The 13,403-nt window shown below is 42.6% G+C and carries 9 protein-coding genes; 1 reads left to right on the top strand and 8 read right to left on the bottom strand.

Features of this window, described 5'->3' with window-relative positions:
• Positions 1–576: 576 nt before the first annotated feature.
• Together ACP45E_RS07185 and ACP45E_RS07180 are read right to left on the bottom strand one after the other, a co-directional pair.
• On the bottom strand, positions 577–1,497 hold the full coding sequence (locus tag ACP45E_RS07185; RefSeq protein ID WP_017034542.1) for a hypothetical protein: 921 nt from the start codon (positions 1,495–1,497) through the stop codon (positions 577–579).
• Between the two features lie 257 nt (positions 1,498–1,754).
• The gene (locus tag ACP45E_RS07180) at positions 1,755–2,909 is read right to left on the bottom strand and encodes an integrase (protein WP_241824280.1); all 1,155 of its coding nucleotides are present in this window, start codon (positions 2,907–2,909) and stop codon (positions 1,755–1,757) included.
• 454 nt (positions 2,910–3,363) lie between these two features.
• On the opposite strand from ACP45E_RS07180, the gene ACP45E_RS07175 reads away from it, so the two are divergent.
• Positions 3,364–5,043 carry a GGDEF domain-containing protein gene (locus tag ACP45E_RS07175; RefSeq protein ID WP_017037945.1) on the top strand — a complete coding sequence of 560 codons (1,680 nt, stop codon included), beginning with the start codon at positions 3,364–3,366 and terminating at the stop codon, positions 5,041–5,043.
• Between the two features lie 186 nt (positions 5,044–5,229).
• On the opposite strand, the gene ACP45E_RS07170 is transcribed toward ACP45E_RS07175, so the two are convergent.
• The 6 genes from ACP45E_RS07170 to ACP45E_RS07145 all read right to left on the bottom strand — a co-directional run.
• The gene (locus ACP45E_RS07170) at positions 5,230–6,597 is read right to left on the bottom strand and encodes a TolC family protein (RefSeq protein ID WP_017034546.1); all 1,368 of its coding nucleotides are present in this window, start codon (positions 6,595–6,597) and stop codon (positions 5,230–5,232) included.
• 15 nt (positions 6,598–6,612) lie between these two features.
• A complete protein-coding gene (locus ACP45E_RS07165) occupies positions 6,613–7,509 on the bottom strand; it encodes an efflux RND transporter periplasmic adaptor subunit (protein WP_017034547.1) in 897 nt (298 codons plus the stop codon).
• Positions 7,502–9,640 (bottom strand): site-2 protease family protein, encoded by a 2,139-nt coding sequence (locus ACP45E_RS07160; RefSeq protein WP_017034548.1) that lies wholly within the window; start codon positions 9,638–9,640, stop codon positions 7,502–7,504. The genes ACP45E_RS07165 and ACP45E_RS07160 overlap by 8 nt, the downstream gene beginning before the upstream one ends.
• Entirely contained in the window at positions 9,622–11,448 is a 1,827-nt protein-coding gene (locus ACP45E_RS07155) for an efflux RND transporter periplasmic adaptor subunit (RefSeq protein WP_017037944.1), read from the bottom strand. The genes ACP45E_RS07160 and ACP45E_RS07155 overlap by 19 nt, the downstream gene beginning before the upstream one ends.
• 3 nt (positions 11,449–11,451) lie before the next feature.
• Positions 11,452–11,730, bottom strand: a complete 279-nt coding sequence (locus ACP45E_RS07150; RefSeq protein ID WP_017034550.1) for a DUF3467 domain-containing protein — start codon at positions 11,728–11,730, stop codon at positions 11,452–11,454.
• Between the two features lie 20 nt (positions 11,731–11,750).
• A partial coding sequence (locus ACP45E_RS07145) for a calcium-binding protein (protein WP_069584838.1) occupies positions 11,751–13,403 on the bottom strand: 1,653 nt, incomplete at its 5' end.

Genomic DNA, 13,403 nt, shown 5'->3' with positions numbered 1-13,403 from the left:
CCGCTCTTCCGATCTTCAGTCATTTCAAGGTTCTTATTTCACGGGTGCAGTAGTAGGTTTCAATGCGAGTTCAGATTAGTGTTATTGCTCCCGTTCATTTCGAATGAACGCCTACACCTTAATTAAAATAAGTAGGTAATGAAGCGAGACTACTGCGCGGTTCAGAAATTCCGAACAATTGAATGACTGTAAGCCATGTGCAATTGCTAATTCCCAGAAGCCTGTTGGCTATTGAGATAAGAATGCGCTGGTAAATTAGTGGATTTCTTCGTGTAGTAGTCTTTGCAGCTACTGCTGCTTTTCTATTTCTCTTTCATTATTGTCTCAATCTAATCTGCTTACAACTTTAGCGGCGCTCTCAGCGTCATTGATCCTCGCCGTCATTCTTTTTCAATTCCGATATTTCGCTCGTAGCCCCCAGCGGGTGTGCGCTGCCCGTCCTGTCACTCCCTCATTTTTTGAGTGACAGGACTAGATACCCTTTTAACTAAGCACAAAAAAGGCCGAATATCTTCATATTCGGCCTTTGCAATAGAGCTACTTCGACTGGCGTCTTTCAGCTTTATAAAATTGGTATTACCCTATTTCATTTACTAGGTTTCCTCTTAACCAAATGTTTTGTGGATCATTTTGATTTATCAAAACATCAAGTGAAACTTTGACTACGCGCTTTGCAGGTTTTACGCAGTAACACTCAAGACTTCGCATACCACATATTGGATCAGCACTTCTCATCTCCTTCCTTAGGATATTCATCTCATTTGCGAAGTTGATTGGAAAGTTTACATTTGAAAGCTGTATTTCCCCTGTATATCCTAAGGTTTCAAACTGCTTGGCAAGTACCCCTAAAAAACCAATGACATAGTCGCCAATCCATTTACAACTCGAAATATCTCTATATCTACTCGGATCATTGAACATAATGTCGAGTTCACGCATCTCAATACATACGGTTTTACCGGAGAAATTATAGTAACCATATGCTCTGATACCGAACGATGAAAACTCTATCCATGGGTTTACTTTGTTTTTGACTCTATTCATGGCAATTCGACTTGCCAGTACTGTCGAAACAGTACTATCAACAAATTCAAGCTCATTGATAATGGATTTAGCATCACTCCAATCAAAAGATCCTCCCAATGAAAGCAGATGGTTCACAGCATCATGAGATATACAATTTAGTCTGTTGTTTACTACTAAAGCCAATACGGAACAATCCAAATGGATATTGGGGTTCAAGTGCGCACGAATAGCAGGTAAGTGAGGCTGTAACAAGCGCTTCAATGTTTCTAAGTCCTGCTTGTATGGAATTGCTGAGAATTTGTTATTACCGTCGAGTATCGCTAGATCAGATTTACTGCATAACGCTTTAAAATCGTTACTGCCATACATAAATGCGACAGCTTCTTTTGCAAAACTGAGCTTGATATTTAAAGTTCTTGAAATGTACTTTGCATGAGCCTTAACTTGGCTCACTGATGGGTATTTAAGCATGATTAAGCATCCTATTATATTTACGGGCTCACGAACCGTAATAAAGATACAAAATCGGTGAAGTGATAATTCACTTCGCGCTGCTTTCGCTTCATCCGTGAGCTGATAGGTCGCGCATAACCTATATCTGACTTTATTCATTAACCGTTTTTTAGTCAATACAATGTGCACAGATTCAAATTAAAGTTAATAGAGTACAACGACCCTTTATCAAATTCGGATTCCGAATTCTTCCAAAACTAAACAACTGACAAAAATCACTTCTGGCCACTTTTCGGCATAACCTCTACAGGTGGAACTTGGTGCCAAATAATGTCATTTGTGCCAGTATAGATTTTTGTCGTTTTAGCATTCGCATGTGCCATTCGCTCGGTAGCACTCTGCCCTTGCTGTTCAATCATTCGAGCAGCTAGCCCTCGAATTTCATGATAGGTCGGCCTTAACGATTTCTTTAAGTGGCTATATAGCCCTAAAGAGTCTCGAACCTTACTGAACTCTTTACTTATATTGTGGTGATGTACTTGGTAAAGATGGTCAGTCTCTTTTGAAATGCCACGTTGCTGCTGTTTGGGTTTACGGTGAACGATATAAGGACAAATCAATCTCGATGTTTTAGATAGGTCGACGATGTCTTTAATCGTCTGAGTGACAGGAATAGCTACAGTGGAAGCATCGGACTTCTTCACCTTCTCTCGGTGAACATAAAGCATTCCATAGACAGCATGGCCATCAACATACTCCACCTCTTTGTCAGGGTTCCAAAGAATCCCACAAACGCCTTCCCGTGGTTTGTATATCCGATAACGAAGCCTATAGATCTCCCTTACAGCATGAGTCGTCTCAAGTGTTAGGCTCATTGCGACCTTAAGAAACAGTGGCGCAGCATCGTAGACCTTTTGATAGTTTTCGATATCTAGGTCGTGGCGAGCTTTGGTGTAATCTTCTCTGGTCAATCGACGCTGTTTTTTATTGAGTACAAAATTACTCTCAATAGCGCTCTCATCAGCAAGGTAGGAAAATACCTTTTTAAGATTACTGATCTTATTGTTGAGCTGACGATTACTTAACTCTGAATAGTATTTCGAAAGGAATTCATTGATGTGCTGTAACTTGATCGATTTGGTTGGCAACCGCCCCATGAACTCATCAAGGCGGTAACAGTCCCTCTCCAAATTTCGATAAACGTCTTTGGAAAGTCGTTCTTCTTTCTTCACACGAGACAACACTAATGGAAGCCACTCTTTTAAAGGCCGATTAAATTTGTCCTTGCGGCCTTTAGAGACAGCTTTGCGAAATGGGGTCATCTCAGAAAGGGAAAACGCGTTTCCTAGCTCAGGGCGATACTGCAAGTTATAAACATGCGCAGCTTGTATCGCTTCTTGCTCTACAGTCCCGATAGGAAATATATTGATTTTATTTGGCTATTTCATTGGCCTTTTTAACCGTTTTTTATGCCAATTAGAGCTTAACCACCAGCTCTAAACACATGAAATGCATATAAATCAATACCATACAACTAAGATTACTACCAACATCGGGGTTTCACCGTTTTTAGCATTCTAAACATCAGACTCCCCGTACAACACGCTGATCATTGCTACTTCCAAAATACTTTCATTTCGTTATCAATTAGAACTATTCAACAAATCATAAACCTATTTATATGACCTAAAGCACTTATGGCGTCCTGGTATAGACTTCCAGAGGTCGATATAACAAATGTATACTAAGCTCTAATGTAAAGTCTTCTGCCGGGAATATACCGGGATAAATAGAAAAGAATTCAATGACCTAGTACGGGGCATCTAATTCATATAAAAAATTGCTGAATACATGGATATATTCGGCTCGGTATTGGGAAAAGGAATGAACTTAAAACCACGCTTTTTATTGCTTACAGCGACACTCTTTTTGGTGACAGCAATTGGGGTTTCTTGGTCAATCCGTACATTATCAGAAGATATTGTTCAGCAGTGGGCGTCTAAGTTTATGATTAAACAGGCGCTGTATGACAAAAGCAGGACTCTACAGCCTATTATGCGGGAACTTGCACTTTCTCGGCAACTCGCGACTTCTGGGTTTATTCGAGAGTGGGCTCAAGACCCTGAAAATAAAGTTCTAAAAAAGACAGCTCTGGAAGAGCTAGAAAACTATCGCCTGAATTTTAGAGGACAGAATTTTTTTGTCTCTTTTCTAAGCAATGGGCACTATTACCACAATAATAGTACCGATGAGTTTAGGGGCCATGAATTTCGATATGTACTCGATGCTGATAAAGAATCTGATAACTGGTTCTACAGTTTAATTGAACAGGGACGTGATATTCATATTAACGTGAACCCTGATGTCGAGCTTGGCGTTACGAAGCTTTGGATTGATGTGTTAATTCGCAGTGGTGACGAGATTCTGGGGGTTGCAGGTACAGGCCTTGATTTGACAGAGGTACTCAATGATCTGACTAGCGACAGTGAACCCGGTATCCTTAACTTATTCCTCGATCACTCGGGTGCAATTCAGCTACACAGGAATCAGGATTTTATTGATTTTGGCTCTATTGGAAAGCATGAAGGGACACAAAAGACGGTCGACCTCATTTTTGAAAAAGAAGAGGATAAACAGACGGTTTATCGCGCAATGGAACAAGCAGAGAAATTGGAGAATGAGGTCGCAACCGGTTTTGTTACTCTCTTTGGTCAGCGACATCTTGTTGGTGTTGTGTATCTACCAGAAATCGACTGGTATGAAATTTCTCTGATTGATCTTAGCTATATTCTCCCTACCGAGAATATCGTGAAAATCGCTATTATGTTTGTCGCTGGCCTTTTAGTTGCTCTTATTCTATTGAACTATTTTATAAACCGCCTGGTACTTAACCCGATGAGCAAACTAGAACATGCGATGAATAGAGTGGAGAAAGGAAAAAGCCCCAGCGCGGATCTGAGTATTAATGCTTCAGGGGATCTAGCAAGTTTGATTCAACATTTCATGCGTATGTCGGAGGTCATTCTGGAATCAAAACGGGATCTGGAACAAAAAGTTCAGGATCGAACTGCAGAATTAGAGCGACTGACTCAGATAGACCCCCTTACCGAGCTGTATAACCGTCGTGGAATGACAGACAGGATCGAAGCCAGTTTGGAGAAATCTGCCTCAGATAATAACCAGGTTGGTATTCTCTGGATTGATATCGACTGGTTCAAAAGTATCAATGATTCTTATGGACATACGGTCGGAGATACAGTCTTAGTGACCATAGCAACGATACTGAAAAACTCAATAAAACCCGGTGACAGTGCTGCTCGATGGGGTGGTGATGAATTTCTCATTCTTATCGAGCACTCTGATAATAATTACCTCACTGAGCTTGCTGAGCGCTTGCGTTCTTCTGTTGCTTCGCACCCATTTGATATTGAGGGTGTTTCTACGAGTGTCAGTATTGGCTGCGCGGCTTCCACCAACGGGCAAGAGATGGGAAGTTTACTGCACAACGCAGATAAGGCTTTATACAAAGCAAAAGAGAAAGGAAGAAACTGTTTCTATATGTAAAGGTGAGTGTTCAGCTTGTGCCAATATAACCTTACTTACATGGAACATTGCTTTAATAATGCATTACTTAGTAAATATATCTCAAATAAATAGAACTTAATAAAACATTAGATCACTGCGTTGAAGTAAATAAGCCAATACTACCTACGTGACAGGAAGTAGGTAGTATTGAACTGAGCCCATGTCTTAATTAAATAAGGTCGGTCTTTCGACTGGAATTGCGCTCATGTCTAACAATTGATTAACTCGCTCAACGGAAGCGATATTAATTTCACCCGTTAAGCGATTTAACAATAAATTACCCAGTAAATAGTTATAGCTTGCTGACAATTGCTGACGCTTCGCGCTATAGACATCACTAACATCATCAAGCAAGGTATCGACTGTGATTAGACCGGCGGAAAGTTGCTTATCACTACTCTCAACAATGGCTTTGCGACTTTCTACCAAAGTATTGAGATGAGGTAGACGTTCAATACTGTTATTAACTTGTACTAATGCGGTTTTGATTTGCTGCCTCAATGCGCGATCAAATTCGACTTTTTCATACTGCTTAAACTTCCATGCGTGAGCTGCTTCCATTCTTTCATAGCCGACGCCATTGCCGTTAAAGATTGGCACATTGAAGCGCAAAACCACAATGGTCTCTTCACTTTCAGACGCAGAGCCAAAAAGTGCACCACCAATATCACGATAGGTATTTGTCGCTCTTAATTCAACGGTAGGTAGTAACTCACCATCTTGCTTAGCAAGCTCTGACCTCGCGTATTTTACATCATGCTCGAGAGCACGGTAATCTGGGCTTTGCTTCTGGGCTTGTGCCAACCAATAATCAACATCATTGTACGCGAGTGGCTGCAAAGGAAAATCGACATTGAGCGGCTGAATGTATTCTAGCCTCTGTCCTGTCAGCACTTCTAACTCTGAGAATTTATTGTCTACTTGAGCCAAAGCTTGCAACATTTGAGTTTTAGCCAAACTCAATTTTGCTGTGATCTCACTGTACTCCAAACTGCTACTTAACCCGCTGGTTCGACGAACCTCTAGCTGATTTTTCTGCTCTGCGTAGATCTCATATTCCGATTTAGCAAGCAGGTAAGCATCGTGGCTCGCTAGTGCCATTAAATACGCTTCGATAGTATCAAAAGCCAGATTTTGTTCCGATACTTGATACTCAGACACTTGTTTGTTTAATCGATATTTACTTTGTTGTATTGAAGCAAACAACGATGCATCGATGATTGGCTGAACGATCGATAAGGTTCGGTTCGAATTGTCGAATTCAGCTTCCCCCAAGTTAAACGTTGGGTTTTCAGTTCTTTTAAGCTCTTGACTGACCGATTCAAAATCGAGAGTCAAGTTAACTCTTGGAGCAATACCCAACCAAGAGTTCGTATAAGCCGCTTCTGCCTCATTGGTGAGTGCTTCCGCTTTTTGCAAACTTGGGTTGTTGAGAGTCGCTTGACTATAAACATCGAGTAAAGTCCCTGCTGAAGCCGTTGAAACAGCCAGTATTGATATCAACGCTGAAAGGGTTCTTCTAGGTGTTTTCATGCTTTAATTACGTCCTTATTGATGTTTATCTATATTCGATTGGGCTTCGGGTAACAAAGAATCTAAATCTGACAACGCCGTTGATAGTGAGTCGTCATTGGCCGACGATTTAGATTCGATAAGATCTATTTTGACTAAACATTTGCTCCCAGCCGGGATTTTAAAATCTTTATTTTGTAGCTCTAGGCGTACATTAAAAGTATGGCTTCGAGGGTCTGCTACTGGGTCAATCAAAGTAATGGGCAGTTGTTTGTCCGTTAATCCGGGTAAGGTAAAAGAGACGGTAGCTTTATCACCTGTTTTAAACTGTCCATATTGCTCTACAGGCACGCTAGCTTCGACATAGAGAACGTCAACCTTCGCAATTTTAATGATTGGCTCATCCCGGACTTGCTCTCCTAAACCAACAAAACGCTCTACCACCACTCCATCTATCGGAGAATGAATGCGTTTTAGCGCTAGCTCAGCGTTTGCCATTGCCAGTTCATCTCTGAAAATCGCTTGTTGCTCTTCAGCTTCTTGCAATTCCATTTTCGCGATTACATGCCCCGTTCGAATTTCATCAGCGGCTTGAGCTGAAATGATATTTTGTGCCATCACTTCTTTGTTTCGCTCAATTTGACGCTGCTCAAACTCGTATTTCGCTTTTCGTGCGCTCACTGAACCGTTGCTTTGTGCTCGGGATTTGGAATAGGCAACTCTTGCTTGTTCAACCCTATCATCGAGTTTTACAAGCAGCTCTCCTTGCTTAACCCATTTACCCCGATTGGCATGGACTTCAGCTACAACACCAACGACTGGCGATGCTAATTCGAGTAACTCACTTGGCTTGACTTGGCAGGGAAATGTCTGGGCCGCTAGAGGCATTGCAGCCAACGAAGGTAACAGCATTGCCAATGTTACTTTATACATCGAGTCTCCTTAGTAATGTCTGACGTACTAACCTTGCAACCTGGAAAAAAAGAGGCTGATATTCGTGCTGGAATCGAACCGTCACGCGTTCTCCACCATAAAATGGTTCTGGGTTCGCTAAGCGAATATCAGCAAGATAAAACAACTGGTGGCTGGTTAATTTTTCTGCATCTTCAACGGCAAAAGAACCACCACCTTCTATGGTCAAAACCTCACTAGGCAGCGTTTGACTTGCTCCAGGATCTAAACGAACAATGCTCGCATTGCTCACTTTGAATGGAGCGTGGGCTGCCCGAACTTCGACATTCACAAGAGATTCTCGCACTAAATCAATGTTATCCATTGGTATAACGGCTTTAACTGAGTTGTAATCTACCAGTTGGACTTCTCCTATCGGGTCACCTTTTTTTACATGACTGCCAATAATGAGTGACTCTTCTAACATTACAAACTCCCCATCACTGGGCGCATAAACCACTAACTCGGAAAGACGGCGCTCAAGCTCTGAAACTTCAAACTCAACTTGTTGAATTCTTTCTTTAGTAATCGCCGCTTTCACTTGATCATCGACCAAATCAGCGTCGTATTGTCTTTCTAGCTGTATTAGTTGTGCCTGTTTCTCACTGCGTTCTAATTCAATGAGAGGCGCTTTTAATGTGACTAGAGGCTGCTTAGCAGTCACTAGAGTCGAAGGATCAACATGAAGCTGTTCTACAAAGCCATTCGACGTCGATCTCACTCGCTGAACATCGGGAAGCCAAACAACACCCTCAACGACTGAATTGTTGGGTAATGGCACGAATGAAATAGACAGCACGATCATCAAGCTCAGTAGTAGCCCTCGACGCAGCACTGGAGATTGTTGTGTCTCTTTTTTATTACGACTCATAAACAATACAAACTTTATCAAAGGAATAGCGAACATCTGAATCAAAGTCCACGCGGCTAATATCCAGCCTACAAAAGGAATATGTTCTGCTAAATAAAGTGCAATCGTCACCATGATTGCGGTACGAAAACACCATGACGCAGGCCAATAAACCAGAAACCACAGCCATTCTTTTCTCTGGTAGTCAGGCTTTACCGCAGACCGATCACCTAACAAATAATATTGGGCTAAATAGTGATAAGCATTAGCAGATCGTGTGGCTAGATTTGGAAGCTCAAACGCATCTTGCAATGCGAAGTAACCATCAAAACGTTGCAGCGGATTACCATTTAGAAGCAAGGTATTGATCCAACCGATCATCATTACGTTATACATTGCTGCACGCAGTAAACCGGGCTCGACGGCTAACCAGACAAAGGTTGCGATAGCAGCCAGTAACAATTCAGACTGTATTCCAGCAAGACTCACCCATACACGATGCCATTTATTGGGTAGCAACGAAGATTGTGACGCATCCACATAAGGGACGGGTACAAACGCAATAAACAGTAAGCCCACCTCTTTACACCGGCCACCATAGCGACTTATCGCAAAGACGTGAGCAAGCTCATGAAAGGCTTTAATCAACACATAAACGATTAAGCCCAATAATGCATTTTCAACACTGAAAAATTTATCATTGAGATTATCGGTAATTTCTCGCCAATGCATAGCCGCTAGAATTCCACTAACAGCCACTAACATTCCCCATAAAAACAGCGCATAGGGATTGAATAGAGCACCAGCCACACCAACCATCTGAGCCACGAATCTTGTTGGATTCAATAGAGGAAGCTTAAATGAGACTGGATTACCGTATTTACTAAATAGTGCCAACCTCTTCTGTCGAGTTCTTCTCTGGGTCAGTTTTTCTAGCCCTAATTGACTCAGCCCTACAATTAACCCCTGCACTTCTAACTGATTCAATAACGATAGAAGTTCTTCCTGGCTGAGTAATTCTTCGTGCCCCTGCTCTCTATACGCTTGATAAATTTGCTCGATTGTTTGAGCACCTTTAAGCGCCAAAACAAAAGACACAGCATTGATAGGCACGCGAAAAACGCGATGAGTATCATCATCTCGAATGACCCACCACTGTTTTCCTCGATAAAGGTGTGTTGCTGTCGAAAGTCCGGGTTTTAATGTTGGTCGTGACGTCGCAACTGCTTTCCAGGCACTTGGGTTCACGGCATGAGTACCCATGTTTTAATAGAAACCCATGCCCATAATTTGCGCGTCCAGTTCCATACCCTAGGTTGAGAAACAGTCTCTACTTTCGCCACTCCATCCATTCCTGGTCTAAGATCTGAAACATCACCTTGCAGCACACCCTCGACACGAAACACCGTTTTTCCATCTTTAGCCTGGGCAATGGGTGTCACTCTACTCACCGTAAACTCAAAAGGTTGATTAGGGATTGGAGTAAGCAGTGCTTTCCCTAACTGATCGAGAGCAATATAGCCGATGTCCAGTTGCTCAACTTCAATCAACAATTTGTACTGATTAAGAGGGGATAACTCCGCGAGAACCTCTCCCTGACGAACCGGCGTTCCAATAGCGTCAATAAGATCACCACTGACCACTATGGCGTTGTCTAATGACGAAAGAATCTGAGTGCGGCTTAACTTATGATTAATCAAGCGAATTTCTGCCTCTACGCGCTTTTGAGAGGCCGCTAGAATATTTGACTTTGCAATATCATACTCACCACGCGCTGCGTCCATTTGACGAGAAACTTCTACAAATTTCGCTTTGAGATCGAGTTTCTGCAGTTCTAACTCTTTGTCATCGAGAGAGAACATCAATTGGTCTTTAATGAGTTCATCACCTGGTCGAACAGCCACTTTTGATATATACCCATCAAATGGCGCCGAAATGACCCGTCTCTCCGCACCGACAATTTTCGCATCAGCAACCACTTGATAGTTCACTGGCCAAAATAAAAAAGCAGCCAATAGGATGAACGTACCGAGCGTTATTGGCGTCTTTTTTCGATTGCGAAAAAAGTTAGATAGTTTGACTTTTGTTGATTTCGTCAACGTGCGGGTTAAAGACTGTTGCTCAAAATATTTAGAGACCAGAGGAGAAGAAATAGTAAAGAGAGTTTGCTGTATCTGATCTCTTATCCCCGCCGTAGGTACTTTGTCACAAGAAACCAACCAAAGAACATGTACTGTACTTTCTCGGTATGTCAGCGGTTGGGTAAACCAATCAGCCCATGAGACCTGATCTTGATGTTTGAGCTGTAGACCGATGTTATCGGCATTGTCGCTCAGTTTATTTGGCCCATTCCCTTGCAGCAAGGCTTCACGAGCTTGGCTAATAATAACCTCTGTTTCAGATTTGGATTCAAGTTCTCCCGTATACGTGCCCACTTGCAAAAGAGAATTGGCTTTATCGTCCGCAATCACCATAACACAGCGAGTTAAACCAAACCTTTTAAGCTGCTCTGTGCATACCCACTCGACCATATCAGCAATTGGGACAGGCTGATTTATCTGTTCCAATAGAGAAAACACGGGCGAGTTAGAATCTTCAGTGGCGATTGCATATTGATTCGAAGGCGTTAAACGCTGTACAAGAACGGGAATCGACCACTGTACTATTTCTGTCGCTTTGGTCAGTAAGCACTTATGGTTTAGCTTCAGCGATAAAATGACCACACCATAGAGTTGATTTTCGACCACTAACGGGCACGCTAAGAAATAGAGTCCCTTTTGCTCCTCGCTTTGAACGACAGGCGCTAATCGCTGCATAGCCTGCTCACCCACTTGCTTTAATATTGCCGATGACTTCGCGCCATTTGAGGTAAATGCAACGGTTTTATAATCAGCAGAGGCTGGCTGACCAACGGCCAGCAAGCCATCTTGTATTGCTATATCCGCCCGTTGTGAAAATTGATTCAAAACGATGGCCAACCATGTTTGGCCAAGCTGCTCAGGATCGTTGGTCCTAGAAAAGGTTGGCCATAGCTCAGAGTCACTAACGGGGGTATTGCTTTGCATAATCATTAATTATTTAATTTCACCGTGCTTTTCTTCATGCTCTTTGAGCACTTTACCAAGCAGTAAAAATAGGCGCTTGGCAGCACGAGGGTTCATAATAATGCGGTCACTTAACTCAACATCAATCTGCTCTGCTGAACCATTCCAGTTTTGGCTCGTTCCAAATAGCAGCATAAACTCTTCTATGGTGCTGCCTACATTGGCAACATTCGAGTAAGTAGAACGCATTTGATCGTCATTCCAATTAATGTTTGTCTGGTTGCTCGGTGTTTTGTCTTGATTGCTCATCATTTAATCCTTACTACTTGTTAGATGATTCTTACTTTATGTTGATTATCCTGAATACGAACATCGGATTCAGGTTGTGCTTTAATCCAGAGGCCTAACTGCGCATCGAAAAACAGTAGATTACCCACTTGATCTTCTAATTCAGCCTCTTCGTCATTGCTTGCTTCAGAAGATGAACTAGGTTGTGATGATTTGGCATCATTTGGCGCTGGTGCCGTGCTTTGATTTGAATCTGAACCATTATTTGTTTGCCCTTTGTTTGAAGACGCTGGGGTCGATTGCGCTGAAGTGATCGAGTTTGTCGTGGCAACAGGATTACTCTCATTCTCAGTTTCTGTGAGAGCAGCAATCTCTTCGTTTCCAGTGTCACCTAGCAAAGTGTCACCTAGTAAGTTGACATTGTTGGGTTTAGCAGAATTGTTCATACCACGAACATCAGCACCCATATCTCGGTTCAAAGCATTTCGAGAAGTCTCTGGCTCGTTAAACTGCGTGTTGATTGATTCGCGGTTTTCTAACTCGTCTATTAACAGGTCCATTTCACCGGATAAAGAGAAGAAGTCGTCTGTCGTTGTCGCGACAGGGTCACCAAGGAACGGAGGTTCGTCCCACTCACCGATTCGGTCTGGATTGACTTCAACATGCGCATTTTCATGCAAGATCATATCTAATAGAGCGTCAGCAAAATTGAAGTTTGGTTGTTCACCGCCAAGTAAGAAATCGGGAGAGAGGTCAACACCTTCAGCATTACCTTCCCAAGTGCCTAGATGCATGGTGTCAGCACCACCAGTAAAGGACTCTTTGGACTGCGCAATGTACTCTTTATCGTTTTTAAAGAAAATGTTGCCTTCATCACCAACTAAGATGTCACTGCCGATGCCACCGTATAGCTTATCGTTAACACGTCCGCCAAATAAATTGTCGTTGCCTTCGCCACCATAAAGCTCATCGTTAAATTCACCGTTCACGTTTACCTGAGCAATCGTTTTGGCTGAATCTCTATGTCCATTACTCAGCCACTTGAATATGCCCTGGTCACCAATGAGGGTATCTCGCCCTTGATCACCTGTTAAATAGTCATTGCCGATTCCGCCAATAGCGAAATCTTCACCTTGATTACCAAAGATTCTGTCATCGCCACCAATGCTAAAGTCGGTAGAAACCATTTCTCGAGCCACCCAATTAGCATCATTAATTTGGTAGCCAGCATCACCAAGCATAATGTCTCGCCCTTGCTCACCAGTGATGACATCATCTCCCTGTCCACCAATGACGAAATCATCACCTTCTCCAGCTAAAATTTTATCATTGTCACCAATGTCGACCTGAGTCGTCACAATATTCAATGCCTGTTGAGCTTGGTTACGAATGACATACCCACTATCGCCAAGGATCACGTCATTGCCAGCATCACCATCTAGATCATCCTGACCACCACTACCAATGATAACGTCATGACCGTCACCTCCAGAAATCGTGTCGTCTGCACCCAGTTCGGCTTCACGAGAAATAACATCAGCCCGTGAACCATTAGCAGGGAAGACTATGCCTAAATCCCCCAGCAACACATCAATACCCTGATTACCTTGAATGTTGTCTGACCCGACGCCACCAATTACTACGTCATCACCACGACCCGCTGTAATCACATCGTTGCCACCTTGTGATTCTTC

The sequence above is a fragment of the Vibrio genomosp. F10 str. 9ZD137 genome (assembly GCF_049974785.1).
Lineage (GTDB): Bacteria > Pseudomonadota > Gammaproteobacteria > Enterobacterales > Vibrionaceae > Vibrio.
This window is presented reverse-complemented; position numbering and strand designations above follow the sequence as displayed.